The sequence below is a fragment of the Actinoplanes sp. NPDC048967 genome (assembly GCF_040649415.1).
GTDB lineage: Bacteria > Actinomycetota > Actinomycetes > Mycobacteriales > Micromonosporaceae > Actinoplanes.
Genome location: NZ_JBEZFL010000006.1, coordinates 99,140 through 113,060, shown reverse-complemented (window position 1 = coordinate 113,060; position 13,921 = coordinate 99,140). Strand labels below are relative to the sequence as shown.

Sequence of the window (13,921 nt, the reverse complement as noted above, 5' to 3'; positions counted from 1 at the left end):
TCAGCCCGGCGGGGCTGCCGCGACCGGCCGGGGCGGTCCGTCACGCCTGCACCCGCCGGCCCAGCGAAAGACCGGAGGTCGTGTATCCGTACCGGCCGTAGAACCGCACGGCTGCGGCGTTGCGGTGCTGGATCCCCGCGGACAGATAGGTGATCCCCGCGGTGGACGCCCACTGCTCCGCGGCGCTGAGCAACGCCGAGCCGACACCCCGGCCGCGCGCGTCCTCGGCGACCACGGTGTGGATCTGTGCCGCGGGCTCCGGCCGCAGGATCTGATGGTCCGGCGACTCCGGGCTGCGTACCAGCTCGACCATTCCGACGATCCGGCCCGCCACCTCAGCGACCAGCACGGCGTGCCCGGCCGGCCCCTCGGCCAGGAGTGCGGCGAAGTGGCGCCGCACCGCCGCCCGCTCGGGGATGCGGTAGACCTGCGGGTCCAGAGCCAGGTGAGCCTCGGCGTTGGCCACCCTCAGTCGCACCAGGGCATCGACATCGGCCGCGGTGGCGGGCCGCACGGTGGGGTCGTTCGCTTGCACCTTCCGGAACCTACTGGATCGACCGGTGTGCGGCCGGGTGGCCCGGCGCCGGGCCACCCGGCCGCAGCCGGGGTCAGCCGTGAGGGCGTGCCCGGTACGGCGCCAGGAAGCCGGCCAACGCGGCCAGCATCCGCTCCGGCGACTCCTCGGCGACCCAGTGACCGGTGCCGGGGATGATCACACTCCGCACGTCGTCCGCGACGAGGTTCATCATCTCCGCGACACCCCCGCCGGCACTGGTGGCGCCGGCGACGGCCAGGACCGGCAGGGTCAGCCGTCCCCGCTTCACCCGCTGCTCGTTCTGCGTGACGGTGGCGTCCAGTGCCCGGTACCACTGGAAGCTGCCGTGCAGTGCGTGCGGGTCGCGGGCGAGAGTGTCCACGTAGTGCCGGACGGCGTACCGGGGGAGCGGCTTCGCGGCCTTGGTCGCGAACTGCCAGCCGAAGTAGATGTGCTCGCGTCCTCGGACGAGTTGCTCGTTGAGCGTGTCGAGCCGGTTGAACGGGATGTGCCAGAGCCGGTTGTTGGCCGCCGCCTCACCGAACATCGCGGGTGAGTCCCCCACCCGGGGCAGGGCGGCCTCGGCCACGGCGAGCCGCTGGACCCGGTCCGGATGATCGGCGGCGAGGGCGTACCCGATCGGCATGCCCGTGTCGTGGCCGGCGACGGCGAACCGCTGGTGGCCGAGGGCGTCCATCAGGTCCGCCAGGTCGCGGGCGAGCGTGCCGGTGTCGTACCCGGTCGCGGGCCGGCCGGACAGTCCGATGCCGCGCTGGTCGACCGCGACGACCCGGAAGTGGCGCGCCAGGGCCGGCATCAGCAGCCGCCACGCGTACCAGGTCTGCGGCCAGCCGTGCACCAGCAGCAGCGGCGGCCCGGCGCCGCCGACGACCACGTGCTGGCGCAGGCCTCCGGTGGTGACGAACCGGCTGGTGAACGTTCGGCGGAACCCGGGCGGCAGGTGCGGCGCCCCGGACACCGAACCGGGTCCGGTGGGAACCGGACCGCGGAGCGCCGGCGCGTGCGCCGCCGCCGGTGTTGTGGTCAGTGCGGCGCTGCCCAGCCCGAGGGCCATCGCACCCGCTCCGGCCGCACGGATCACGCCACGCCGGGACATCCGGGCGTCGTCGCCGGTTCCGGTGCTTGCTGTCGTCTCCTTCACGGCCGTCGCTCTATCGGGCCGCAGTGCCGCGGTACGGGGCCAGGAACTCGGTCAGCGCCGCCAGCATGTGTTCCGGCGCTTCCTCGGCGACCCAGTGCCCGGCGCCCGGGATGACGACGCCCCGGACGTCGTCAGCGACGAGCCGCATCACCTCGGCCACGTGCCCGGCGTAGCTCAGCTCGCCGCCGATCGCCAGCACGGGCATGCTCAGATGCCGGTCCTTGCGCTGCCCGTTCTGCTGCACCGTGGCGTCGAACGCCCGGTAGAAGCCGAGGCTGCCGCGCAGCGCCTCCGGGTCGGACACCAGGCGGACGTAGTACTCGATCGCCTCGGCGGGCAGCTTCCCGCCCTGGACGGCGAACTCGTAACCGAAGAAGATGTCCTCGCGCCCGGCCACGAGCTGCTCGGGCACCTGCTCGACCCGGTTGAACGGGATGTGCCACAGCCGGTCGTTGACCGCCGACGGGACGAACAACGCCGGGGAGGGAGTGACCCCGGGCGGCCCGGGGATCTCGGCCAGGGCCGCGCAGGCGACCCGGTCCGGGTGGTCGGCGGCCAGCGCGTAGCTGATCGCGAAACCGGTGTCGTGGCCGGCGACGGCGAACCGCTGGTGGCCGAGGGCGTCCATCAGGCCGATCAGGTCGCCGGCCAGCGTACCGGTGTCGTAGCCGCTCTTCGGCTTGTCGGACAGGCCGATGCCGCGCTGGTCGACCGCGATCACCTGGAAGTCGCGGGCCAGGGCCGGCATCAGCAGGCGCCAGGCGTACCACGTCTGGGGCCAGCCGTGCACGAGCAGCAGCGGCGGTCCGTCGCCGCCGACGACCGCGTGCAGGCGCACGTCACCGGTGTCGACGTACCGGCTCGTGAAGGTGTCGGTGAACCCGGCCGGAAGGTCGGGGGCCTGTGCGGCGGAGCCGGGGCCCCGTGGAGTGGAGAAGGTCATCAGGACTTCCTTGGTTCGGATTCCCGTGGCCGCCGGACCCCGCGTCGAGAGAGCGGAGTCTTCCGAGGTGGATGGGCGTGGAACACGAGCGGCATGGCTCTGACGATGTCCCGCCCGGACCGCGCGGCGCGCCGGTCACCTCCCGGGCCGGTGACCCTGGCCGGCGCCCTGGTCGCGGGACAGCGCCCACCGGATCCCGGACCAGGGTGGGCGGCCAGGGTCACCGACCGTCGCGGCCGGGCGTCCCGCGGCGCGACCCTGACGGCACGCCGTCCTTTCCGCTGAGCGAGGAGCGTCTGTCATGCCGTACCACGGGCGACGGGTCCGGGTCGCCGTCATCACGGCCGGCTCGCGGGGCGTCGGCGCGGCCCTGGTCGCCGGGTACGTCCGGCTGGGCTGGGCCGTGGTGGTCAGCGTCGGCCCGGCCGAACCCTCCGGCGATTCCCAGCTGCTCACGGTGGCCGGGGACGTCTGCGAGCCGGCGACCGCCGAGCGGGTTCTCGGCGCCGCGCTGGAACGGTTCGGCCGGGTCGACACGCTGGTCAACAACGCCGGGGAGGTTCCCGCCAAGCCGTTCACCGAGTACACGGCGGCCGACTACGCGACGGCCGCCGGGGTCGGTCTGGGCGGGTTCTTCGGCCTGACGCGGTGCGTCGTCGCCGATATGGCCCGGCGGTACGGCGGCCACGTGGTCACCGTGTCGCCCGTCCCGGCCCGGGTCAGGCAGCACAGTGCGCCCGCGGTGCTGGCCGCGATGACGGGCGGGGCTCTGGTGGCGGCCACCGGGGCGCTGGCCGCCGAGTATGCCGCCCACGGCATCCGGGCGAACGTCGTGTCCGCCGGTTCGATCAGCGAGGTCGTGGCCGGCGTGCTGTTCTTCGAGGCGTCGCCCGGCATCACCGGCGCGCTCCTCGACGCCGGCGCCGGCCGGATCACTCAGATCGGCTGAATGTCACGGCCCAGCCGGGCCAGCGCGGGGTGCAGTTCACGGCGGGACTTGATGCCGAGCTTGGTGAAGACCTTGCGCAGATGCCATTCCACCGTGCGGGCGCTGAGAAACAGCTGGCTGCCGATCTCCGGATTGGTACGGCCGTCGCGAGCCAGCCGGGCGATATGGGCCTCCTGCGGCGTCAGCGCGAGATGGCTGTTGACGGTGCTCCGGCGTACCGCTTCGCCGGTGGCGACCAGTTCGTGCCGGGCGCGCTCGGCGAACGCCTGCATGCCGATCCCGGCGAACATCTCCCGGGCCGTGCGTAACTGCGCGCGGGCTTCGAGACGCCGCGCCTGCCGCCGCAACCACTCACCGAAGAGCAGGTGCGCGCGGGCGAGGTCGGGGCGCAGCCGGGTCCGGCTCAGCCGGTCGATCGCCTCGCAGTACAGAGTCTCGGCGACCGGCCCGTCGCTGACCAGCGCCCGACAGCGGGCCTCGATGCCCAGCGCGGTGTCGAGCCCGCTGGGCTGCGTCGTCGCCGTGAGCCGTTCCAACGCGCGGCGGGCGAGCTCGGGTTCGTCGCAGCGCGCTGCCGCCTCGACCAGCTCGGGCATCGCCCACATCGCCATCCAGGGGTTCAGGCTGAACGCGGTGGCCTGCCGGGCGGCCGACACGGCCTCGGGGTACCGGGCCAGGCCGTTGTACAGGACCGCGGCCGACCAGTGGGCCCAGGCCGCGGCCAGTCCCTGCCCGGCTTCCGTGGCTTGCTCGACGGCCTCCCCTATCGACGCGGAGGCCTTCGCCTCATCGCCCTCGAACGCCAGCAGCCTCAGCTGCGTGTAGGGCGGCGTGGGGCTTCCGGTCGCCGCGGCCACGCTGTCGATCTCGGCGATGAGCGAGGCGGTGCCGGCGAGATCGCCCATCCAGGGCCGGGTGATCCCCAGCTGAGCCAGGTGCAGCGGCAGCCGGGCCAGCGCTCCGGCCGAGCGGACCAGCTCGACCTGTCGCCCGGCCATGGCGTGCATGCCGTCGAAGTCCCACAGCAGTGCGGTGGCGCTCGCCGCCATCCAGCCCCACCGCAGGACGTCCTCGACGGGGAGTTCGGCCACTGCTGCCGCCGCTCGCCGCAGGATCGGGTTCGCGGCGGTGTGCCCGTCGACGGCCAGCCGGGCGAGGCCGTCGAGCAGCAGGTCCTGCGGCCGCGGATCACCTCCGGGCGCGGGCAGGGCCCGGACGGCGTGGCTGATCTCCAGCAGGACGTCCGATCCGGCGTGCTGCCCGGCCGCCCGCCACACCAGAGCCCTGTCACCGGACGGATCGGCCGCCGCGAGTTGCAGCAGGCGCCGCGTCGGCTCCGGCAGGGCGTCCAGCTGGCGCCGGAAGCTGTCCTCGATCCGGCTCGTCAGGGCAGCGGCACCGGGCAGCCCGAAGCCACCGGCCAGCTCGGCGGGGGTCAGCCCGCGCGGCAGCTCCAGCAGCGCCAGCGGGTTGCCCCGGGTCTCCGCCACGATCAGGTCACGGACCCGCGTGTCCAGCGGGCCGCTCAGGGCCGAGTCCAGCAGCGCACGAGCGTCCTCGGGCCGCAGGCCGGTGACCTCCAGCTCGGGCAACCCGGCCAGGTGGACGCTCGGGTCGCGGACCGCCAGCACCAGGCCGACCGGGTCGGCCGCGAGCCGCCGGGCGGCGAACCCCAGCGCCTGCGCGGACGCCTGGTCGAGCCACTGCACGTCGTCGATCACGCAGATCAGCGGCCGTTCGGTGGCCACACCGGCCAGGAGGCTCAGCGCGGCCAGACCGACCATCAGACGGTCCGGCGGCGGGCCCGCGGCGAGGCCGAACGCCGTGCGCAACGCGTCCCGCTGCGGCGCCGGCAGCCGGTCGGTGCGACTCAGCATCGGCGCGCACAGCTGATGCAGCCCCGCGAAGGGCAGCTCCATCTCGGACTGCATGCCGGACACCCGCACCAGCCGGCACCCGGAAGCCGACGCCAGGCCGGCAAGGTGGTCCAGCAGGACGGTCTTGCCGACGCCCGGGGCACCGCGTACCACCAGGGCCTGGCTCTCACCGGCCCGGACCGCGTCGACGAGCCGGTTGAGCAGTTGACGTTCGTTGTGCCGGTCCGTCATCGGCAGCATCAAGACCCCCCGGCCGACCCTAACGCCGGGGGCGGGGGCGGGTAACCCTCCGACCGGCCAGGGGCCGTACCCGGGCCTTCTCCGAAGTGGATGCCGGCCCGATCGGTCCGGGCCGGCCGGCTTCCACCGGGGCGGGGAGCCGGATCAGGCGGCGGTGACCCGGCGCAGCATCGGGTGGCGGGCCTCCCACGCGGCCCGGACGCCGCGCGGCAGGTTGAGCTCCGCCCAGATCCGCACCAGCGTCGGCCCGTGCAGATAGCTGCGCAGCTCGTCCACCCGCACCGCCTCACGCAGCACGTTCTCGTACATCCAGAGCAGCATGGTCGGCTGGTCCAGGTCGAACGTGCGCACCGGATTCCACCACAGCCGCAGCGGTAGCTCGACCGGTCCGTGGGCCGGGCCGGTCAGCTCGCCGAGGGTGCCTGCCACGAGCACCGGCCGGTGGGGCCGGGCGAGATGGACCGCCGGGGCGTCGGGCGCGGTGGTGGGCATGGGACCAGGGTAGACCGCCGACCCGGCCGAAGGATAACTCCTAGAGTCCTAGGATGCCTTAGGCGCAGTGCGGCACGCCGCACCCGAACCCGGAAACGACCGCCTACGGCGGGCAGAACACCATCAAGAAAGGCGGGTACGGACGACCAGCTGGTGCAACGCCTCAACGGCATCCCGGTCGGCCTGCTCCGGCAACGCGGACGCGTCCCGTGCCGCCTCGAGCTCGCCTCGCAGCCGGGGGATGTCCCGCGCCAGATCGGCCCGGACCGCCGAGGGGAACGGGCCGTGCTCCGCCTCGCGCTTGCGGCCGATCAGCTCCGGCACGTACGCCAGGCCGGTGCCCAGCAGGCCCAGATCCGTCTCGAGCTCGCCGGTCCGCATGAGGTGCACGCCGGTGAGCAGCACCCGCAGCGTGTACAGCGCCGGCTTGAGCTCGCCGGTGCGGTCGAAGAGCCGTTCCTGGGTCGCCGCGAAGCCCAGGTAGTGGTGGGCGTGATGGCGGGTGATCAGCGCCGGGGCCAGCGCCTTCAGCTCGTCGTGCACCGGGGAGGTGGTGACCACCAGCGGGGACAGCAGTTGTTCCAGCACGTAGCCGTTGCGGCCGGTGAGCAGGCGGGCGAACTTGAGCAGGTCGTGGCTGACCACGTCGAGTTCGACGCCGTCGCGCCAGCCGTCGGACTGCAGGGTCTCCGGGCCGGTGCGCAGGCCGACGACCTCGGCCGCCGGCAGCAGGTGGGCGGCTCGCAGATCCAGGTCCGAGTCGGCCGACGCGAAGCCGTACAGGTGGGCGCCGCTCACGGTCGCGAAGATCAGGGGGTAGGGCAGGTCGGCAGCGACCTGGCCGGCCCAGTTCGGCACGTCGATGGTCATGGCAGACCCCTTTCCCGTACGGCGTGGAGCAGCGCGTCGACGGCGGCCCGGTCCGGCGTCTCGGGCAGGGCGGTCCGCGCGGCCGCCTCGTCCAGGTCGGCCAGCAGTTCGCCGGCCCAGGCGGTCACCGATTCCCACGGCACGTCGCCGCTCTTGACGGCCAGCAGGCGTTCCCGCAGCGGTGACACGTCGACGAGCACCTCGCCGGTCCGCAGGACGTGGGCGCCGGCCAGCAGCAGCCGGATCATGTGCATGGCCTGTTTGTGGTTGGTCTCGCCGGTCCGCCGGCGCCGGGAGTCGACGCGTTTGAGCTGGTCACGGGCGTACGCGCCGTAGGTGTCGGCGACGCGCCGGGACAGGAACGCCTGCCGGGTGGCCAGCAGGTGTTCGCCGTCGGCGGTGACCGCGGTGATCAGGGGTGACCAGAGGACTTCGAGCACGGTCGGGTTGCCCTGCAGGGCCAGGGTGCAGAAGCGTTCGAGCTCCCAGGAGAACTGTTCCTCGGCCGGGCCGTCGAGGTGGGTCGGTGGCTTGTCGAGGTGCCAGAACATCGCGGTGGGGGCGGCGTACACGCCTCGGCGGTCGTGGTCGGAGCCCGGGCCGGCCAGGCCGTACGCGCGGGAGCCGACCACGACCGCGAGGATCGTGTGTTCGGTGACGAGGGTGGTCACAGGTCCAGGCTGGTGCCGTCGATCGCCTGCAGCTCGTCGTCGCCGAGGTCGAGCTGGTCCAGGGCGGCGACGTTGGTCTCGAGCTGCTCGACGCTGCTGGCTCCGATGATCAGGCTGGTCATCCGCTGGTCGCGCAGGGCCCAGGCGAGGGCCATCTGGGCCAGGGACTGCCCGCGCCGCCGCGCGATGTCGTTGAGGTTGTGGATGCGGCCCATGGTGGGCTTGTCCAGGTCGCTCTCGTTGAGGAAGACGCTGGTGCGGACGCGGGAGTCGTCGGGGATGCCGCCGAGGTAGCGGTCGGTGAGCAGGCCCTGCTGCAGGGGGCTGAAGGCGATGCACCCGGCGCCGACGGCTTCGAGCGTGTCGAGCAGGTGGTCCTTCTCGATCCAGCGGTTGAGGATGGAGTAGGACGGCTGGTGGATCAGCAGGGGTGTGCCGAGTTCCTGCAGGATGGCGGCGGCGCGGGCGGTCTGTTCGGCGTTGTAGTTGCTGATGCCGACGTAGAGGGCCTTGCCGGACCGGACGACGGCGTCGAGGGCGCCCATGGTCTCTTCCAGCGGGGTGTCCGGGTCGGGGCGGTGGTGGTAGAAGATGTCGACGTAGTCGAGGCCGAGGCGGCGCAGGGACTGGTCGAGCGACGAGACCAGGTATTTGCGGGAGCCCCACTCACCGTAGGGGCCGTTCCACATGTGGTAGCCGGCCTTGGTGGAGACGACGAGCTCGTCGCGGTGGTGGCGGAAGTCGGTGGCCAGGATGCGGCCGAAGTTCTCCTCGGCGCTGCCGGGCGGCGGGCCGTAGTTGTTGGCCAGGTCGAAGTGGGTGACGCCGAGGTCGAAGGCGCGGCGGGTGATGTCGCGCTGGCGTTCGATGGGGCGGGCGTCGCCGAAGTTGTGCCACAGGCCGAGGCTGATGGCGGGCAGTTGGAGCCCGCTGCGCCCGGCGCGGCGGTAGGTCATGGTGTCGTAGCGGTCTGGCGCCGCGGAGTAGGTCACACACCACACCCTAGGGACACATGATCGAAACGTGCGCGCTGGTAGGTTCGTGGTAGCCGTACACCGCGCGGGAGAGACCATCTCGGTGGCGCCGAAGGGGCAAATCCTCCCCGGAACCTCTCAGGCAAAAGGACCGCGCAGGTAGGCGACTCTGAAGTGCCCGGTGGGTATGACAGAGGGGGAGGTTGCTGCCGTCGACCTCTTTCTCCCCGCAGGAGCCGCTATGACGTTCGCTGACCGCCACATCGGCCCGGATGCCGATGCGCAGACCCAGATGCTCAAGGCGATCGGGTATGCCTCTCTCGAGGCGCTGATGGATGCCGCGATTCCGGAGGTGATCCGCTGGCACGGGTCGCTGGAGCTGCCGGCTGCCGCTTCCGAGGAGGAGGCGATCGCGGAGCTGCGGGAGATCGCGGGCCGTAACACGGTGGCGACCTCGATGATCGGCCTCGGTTACTACGGCACGGTCACCCCGGCGGTGATCCGGCGCAACGTGCTGGAGAATCCGGCGTGGTACACGGCGTACACGCCGTATCAGCCGGAGATCAGTCAGGGCCGGCTGGAGGCGTTGCTGAACTTCCAGACGATGGTGACCGATCTGACCGGGTTGACCACGGCGAACGCGTCGATGCTGGACGAGGGCACGGCGGTGGCCGAGGCGATGACGCTGGCCCGCCGGTCGAGCAAGAGCAAGAGCCCGGTGTACGTGGTCGACGCGGACACGCTGCCGCAGACGCTGGCGATCCTGCGGACCCGGGCCGAGCCGCTGGGTATCGAGATCGTCCTGGCCGACCTGGACGCCGGTGGTGAGCTGCCGGCGGAGTTCTTCGGGCTGCACCTGCAGTATCCGGGTGCTTCGGGTGCGGTGCGTGATCACGCGGCGCTGGTCGAGGCGGCGCACGCGGTGGGTGCGCTGGTGACGGTGGCGGCGGATCTGCTGGCGTTGACGCTGCTGCGGGCGCCGGGTGAGATCGGGGCGGACATCGCGGCGGGGACGACGCAGCGGTTCGGCGTACCGCTGGGCTTCGGTGGCCCGCACGCCGGTTACCTGGCCGTGCGGGCCGGGCTGGAGCGCTCGTTGCCGGGCCGGCTGGTCGGGGTGTCGCGGGACGCGGACGGCGCGCCGGCGTACCGGCTGGCGTTGCAGACGCGTGAGCAGCACATCCGCCGGGAGCGGGCGACGAGCAACATCTGCACCGCCCAGGTCCTGCTGGCGGTCATGGCGAGCATGTACGCGGTGTATCACGGTCCGGCGGGGCTGCGGGAGATCGCCCGGCGTACCCATGAGCGGGCCGGTGCGGTCGCGGCCGGGCTGGCCGCGGCCGGGGTGCAGGTCGCGCACGCCGCGTTCTTCGACACGGTGACCGCGGTGGTGCCGGGCCGGGCGGCCGGGGTGGTCGCCGCGGCCGAGGGCGCGGGCATCAATCTGCGGCTGGTGGACGCCGACCGGGTGTCGGTCGCGTGTGACGAGACGACGACGCCGGCGCACGTCGAGGCGGTGCTGGCGGCGTTCGGGGCGGCTCCCGCGGGGGCGGCCGAGGTGGCGGTGCCGGCCGGTCTGGAGCGCACCACCGACTATCTGACCCACCCGGTGTTCTCGGCGCACCACTCGGAGACGGCGATGCTGCGGTATCTGCGCAAGCTGTCGGACCGGGACTACGCGCTGGACCGGGGCATGATCCCGCTGGGTTCGTGCACGATGAAGCTGAACGCGACCACCGAGATGGAGCCGGTCAGCTGGGCCGAGTTCGCGAACATCCACCCGTACGCGCCGGCGTCGCAGACGGCGGGTTACGAGGCCCTGGTGGCGCAGCTGGAGGGCTGGCTGGCCGAGGTCACCGGGTACGACGCGGTGAGTGTGCAGCCGAACGCGGGTTCGCAGGGTGAGCTGGCGGGTCTGCTGGCGATCCGGGGTTATCACCGGTCGCGGGGTGAGACCCATCGGGACGTGTGCCTGATCCCGTCGAGTGCGCACGGCACGAACGCGGCCAGCGCGGTGATGGCGGGCATGCGGGTGGTCGTGGTGGCCTGCGACGACAACGGCAACGTCGACCTGGGCGACCTGGCCGCCAAGATCGAGAAGCACGCGGACGCGCTGGCGGCGATCATGGTGACCTACCCGTCGACCCACGGGGTCTACGAGAAGGGCATCGCGGAGCTGTGCGGTGCGGTGCACGACGCGGGCGGTCAGGTGTACGTCGACGGGGCGAACCTGAACGCGCTGGTCGGTTTCGCCAAGCCCGGCAAGTTCGGCGCGGACGTGTCGCACCTGAACCTGCACAAGACGTTCTGCATCCCGCACGGCGGCGGTGGCCCTGGGGTGGGTCCGGTCGCGGTGCGCGCGCATCTGGCGGAGTTCCTGCCGGGTGACCCGCTGGAGCCGGGGGAGCACCACGCGGTGTCGGCGGCGGCGCACGGTTCGGCCGGGATCCTGCCGATCTCGTGGGCGTACCTGCGGATGATGGGTCCGGAGGGGCTGGCCGCGGCGACCGGGGTGGCGGTGCTGGCGGCGAACTACGTGGCGGCGCGGCTGCGGGAGCACTACCCGGTGCTGTACGCCGGCAACGAGGGCCTGGTGGCGCACGAGTGCATCCTGGATCTGCGGCCGCTGACCAAGGCGACGGGCGTGTCGGTCGACGATGTGGCCAAGCGGCTGATCGACTACGGCTTCCACGCGCCGACGATGTCGTTCCCGGTGGCCGGGACGCTGATGGTGGAGCCGACCGAGAGCGAGGACCTGGCCGAGCTGGACCGGTTCTGCGACGCGATGATCGCGATCAAGGCGGAGATCGACCGGGTGGCGGCGGGGGAGTGGCCGCGGGACGACAATCCGCTGCACCACGCCCCGCACACGGCGGCGGCGGTGACGGCGGACGAGTGGCAGCACGCGTACCCGCGGTCGCTGGCCGGTTTCCCGGCCGGGGTGGACCGGACCTCGAAGTACTGGCCGCCGGTGCGGCGCATCGACGGGGCGTACGGGGACCGGAACCTGGTCTGCTCGTGCCCGTCGCCGGAGGCGTTCGAGGACTGAGCCGTAGCGCGGCGGGGTTTCGTGGCGAGGCCCCGCCGGTGTTGTCAGGCCGCGAGGGCGTGCACGGCCGGGCCGCGGTGTGGTGCGATCGTCCTGCCGTCGGGCAGCAGCTCACCGGTGTCCTCGAAGACGATGACACCGTTGCAGAGCAGGCTCCATCCCTGCTCGGGGAAGGTCGCCACGATCCGGGCCGCTTCGCGGTCGACGGCTTCGGCAGAGGGGCAGGACTTCTGGTGCTGGCACATCGGGTGTCTCCGGTAGGGGGTTGTGTCGTGCTTCACATCAACGGGGCGGAACACTACTCCCATCCGAACGAATCCGGATCTCGTGAGTGACGGCGCCCCATTGAGAGAATCCACTGTTCTGATGTTCCACGGCAGAGCCGCCGCCGACCACTTTCCGACACCCGGGCGGGGTCCTCAACCGGGTTCTCCGGCGTCCTGCCAGGGCCGTCACGGTGAGTCATGCCGTTTCGAGTGGTCGGTGGGTGATGACGGTGACCCCGCAGAGCTTGTCGCGAGGTTCCTCGAAGACAACGGACTGCCGGTGCGAGACATCGGCCGAACGGCCAACCAATTCCAGCCGACCGGCGTCGGAACCCCTTGTGGCGCAGCACTGTACGTGTCCGCGTCGGCCGGTTCGGTGATCATCGGCGGGCCTCCCGGGGCGCCCTCTCCCGTCCCCGGGATCCCGGATGTGGTGGCCGTGGTGCACACCCACCGCGACCCCACCGAGTCGTCACCGTCGGTGATGGGAGCGTGTGCGATCGGCTCCGGCGATTCGGGAGGTTCCGCGGCCGGTGCAAGCCCGGACGAGTGGCGGCTGGGTCCGTGGCACGACAGTTGGAGCCGCGCCGAGCACGCCGCCGCGGTCACCGCCGTCCGGGCCGCGATCGGGCGTGGCGACGTCTATCAGGTCAACGTCGTGGGGCACGCCTCAGCGCCGTACACGGGTGATCCGGGTCCGGCCCTGGCCCGGGTGGCCGCCCTGCCCGGCGCGCGCTACGGCGGCGTTCTGACCGGTGAAGGCTGGGCCGTGGCGACGGCCACGCCGGAGACGCTGGTCGAGGTCCGCGGCGGCCGGGTGATCACCCGGCCGATCAAGGGCACCCGGCCGGCCACCGAGCAGGGCCGCCGCGAGCTGCTCGCCTCGGCCAAGGAACGCGCCGAGCACGTGATGATCGTCGACCTGGAACGCAACGACCTGGCCCGGCTGGGCGTGGGCGCGGTCCGGGTGGACGAGCTGTTCGCGGTGCGCCGCTGGTGCGAGCTGTGGCAGGCCGAGTCGGTGGTGTCCGCCCCGATCGAGCAGCCGGTGGGCCTGCCCGGGCTGCTGCGGGCGTTGTGCCCGGGCGGCTCGGTGACCGGCGCGCCCAAGCACGCGGCGCTGCACGAGATCGCCCGGCTGGAGCCGGTCGGCCGCGGCGTCGCCATGGGCGCGCTGGGCTGGGTCGGCACCGACCACGTCGATCTGGGCCTGAGCATCCGTACGGCGGCCGTCGACGGTGAGCGGGTGCACCTGTGGGCGGGCGGCGGCATCACCATCGACAGTGACCCGTGGGCGGAGGTCGGCGAGGCGGCGGCCAAGGCGGCCCCGATGCGCGCCGCGCTGGCCGGTCCCTGAGCCGCGCGCCCTCTTCGCCTAGGTTGGGGCCATGACTGTGCGACCCATCCGTTTCTACGGCGACCCGGTGCTGCGGACCCCCGCGGCCGAGGTCGTCACGTTCGACGACGACCTGCGGGCGCTGATCACCGACCTGGAGGACACCGTGCGCGAGCCCGGCCGGGCCGGGGTCGCCGCCCCGCAGATCGGCGTCGGCCTGCGCGCGTTCTCCTACAACGTCGACGGCGTGGTCGCTCACCTGATCAACCCGGTGCTGTCGGAGCTCGACGGTGAGCAGGACGACGAGGAGGGCTGCCTGTCGCTGCCGGGCATGGAGTATCCGACCGGGCGCGCCTGGTCGGTGACCGCCACCGGCGTCGACCAGTTCGGTGAGCCGCTGACGATCAAGGGCACCGGCCTGCTGGCCCGGGCGTTGCAGCACGAGACCGACCACCTCGACGGCCGGCTCTACATCGACACGCTGACCGGGGACGTCCGCCGACAGGCTCTGCGTGAGCTGCGCCGCGGCCCGCGGGCGGCCCGCCGATGAGCGAGCC

At 72.6% G+C, this 13,921-nt stretch carries 13 protein-coding genes and 1 riboswitch; of the genes, 4 read left to right on the top strand and 9 right to left on the bottom strand.

What is annotated here, in order from left to right:
* Window positions 1-40 precede the first annotated feature (40 nt).
* From AB0C12_RS26080 to AB0C12_RS26070, 3 genes are all read right to left on the bottom strand, one after another.
* Window positions 41-535, bottom strand: a complete 495-nt coding sequence (locus AB0C12_RS26080) for a GNAT family N-acetyltransferase (RefSeq protein ID WP_360552224.1) — start codon at window positions 533-535, stop codon at window positions 41-43.
* Between the two features lie 73 nt (window positions 536-608).
* Entirely contained in the window at window positions 609-1,697 is a 1,089-nt protein-coding gene (locus AB0C12_RS26075; RefSeq protein ID WP_360552222.1) for an alpha/beta hydrolase, read from the bottom strand.
* 10 nt (window positions 1,698-1,707) lie between these two features.
* Window positions 1,708-2,640, bottom strand: a complete 933-nt coding sequence (locus tag AB0C12_RS26070; RefSeq protein WP_360552220.1) for an alpha/beta hydrolase — start codon at window positions 2,638-2,640, stop codon at window positions 1,708-1,710.
* A 301-nt stretch (window positions 2,641-2,941) separates the two neighbouring features.
* Here AB0C12_RS26070 and AB0C12_RS26065 point away from each other — a divergent pair, with 301 nt between their 5' ends.
* Entirely contained in the window at window positions 2,942-3,589 is a 648-nt protein-coding gene (locus tag AB0C12_RS26065; RefSeq protein WP_360552218.1) for an SDR family NAD(P)-dependent oxidoreductase, read from the top strand.
* Here the strand turns inward: AB0C12_RS26065 and AB0C12_RS26060 are convergent.
* From AB0C12_RS26060 to mgrA, 5 genes are all read right to left on the bottom strand, one after another.
* Entirely contained in the window at window positions 3,577-5,697 is a 2,121-nt protein-coding gene (locus AB0C12_RS26060; RefSeq protein WP_360552216.1) for an AAA family ATPase, read from the bottom strand. The two genes, AB0C12_RS26065 and AB0C12_RS26060, sit on opposite strands and share 13 nt — an antisense overlap.
* 153 nt (window positions 5,698-5,850) lie before the next feature.
* Window positions 5,851-6,198 carry a hypothetical protein gene (locus AB0C12_RS26055; RefSeq protein ID WP_360552214.1) on the bottom strand — a complete coding sequence of 116 codons (348 nt, stop codon included), beginning with the start codon at window positions 6,196-6,198 and terminating at the stop codon, window positions 5,851-5,853.
* 123 nt (window positions 6,199-6,321) lie between these two features.
* Window positions 6,322-7,068 (bottom strand): nucleotidyltransferase domain-containing protein, encoded by a 747-nt coding sequence (locus tag AB0C12_RS26050; RefSeq protein WP_360552212.1) that lies wholly within the window; start codon window positions 7,066-7,068, stop codon window positions 6,322-6,324.
* Window positions 7,065-7,739, bottom strand: a complete 675-nt coding sequence (locus AB0C12_RS26045; protein ID WP_360552210.1) for a nucleotidyltransferase domain-containing protein — start codon at window positions 7,737-7,739, stop codon at window positions 7,065-7,067. Before AB0C12_RS26045 ends, AB0C12_RS26050 begins: the two co-directional genes overlap by 4 nt.
* Window positions 7,736-8,731, bottom strand: coding sequence for an L-glyceraldehyde 3-phosphate reductase (gene mgrA / locus AB0C12_RS26040; protein ID WP_360552208.1), 996 nt, complete (start codon window positions 8,729-8,731; stop codon window positions 7,736-7,738). Before mgrA ends, AB0C12_RS26045 begins: the two co-directional genes overlap by 4 nt.
* A gap of 58 nt (window positions 8,732-8,789) precedes the next feature.
* A riboswitch (glycine riboswitch) is annotated at window positions 8,790-8,877 on the top strand.
* Window positions 8,878-8,954: 77 nt separating this feature from the next.
* Between mgrA and gcvP the strand changes: the two genes are divergently transcribed.
* Window positions 8,955-11,762: an aminomethyl-transferring glycine dehydrogenase gene (gene gcvP / locus AB0C12_RS26035; RefSeq protein ID WP_360552206.1), complete on the top strand. Its 2,808-nt coding sequence runs from the start codon at window positions 8,955-8,957 to the stop codon at window positions 11,760-11,762.
* A gap of 44 nt (window positions 11,763-11,806) precedes the next feature.
* Here gcvP and AB0C12_RS26030 read toward each other — a convergent pair whose 3' ends face one another.
* Window positions 11,807-12,007, bottom strand: a complete 201-nt coding sequence (locus AB0C12_RS26030) for a DUF5999 family protein (protein ID WP_212986528.1) — start codon at window positions 12,005-12,007, stop codon at window positions 11,807-11,809.
* Between the two features lie 121 nt (window positions 12,008-12,128).
* Here AB0C12_RS26030 and AB0C12_RS26025 point away from each other — a divergent pair, with 121 nt between their 5' ends.
* The gene (locus AB0C12_RS26025; protein WP_360552204.1) at window positions 12,129-13,385 is read left to right on the top strand and encodes a chorismate-binding protein; all 1,257 of its coding nucleotides are present in this window, start codon (window positions 12,129-12,131) and stop codon (window positions 13,383-13,385) included.
* A 31-nt stretch (window positions 13,386-13,416) separates the two neighbouring features.
* Entirely contained in the window at window positions 13,417-13,914 is a 498-nt protein-coding gene (locus AB0C12_RS26020) for a peptide deformylase (RefSeq protein ID WP_360552202.1), read from the top strand.
* Window positions 13,915-13,921: the final 7 nt, after the last annotated feature.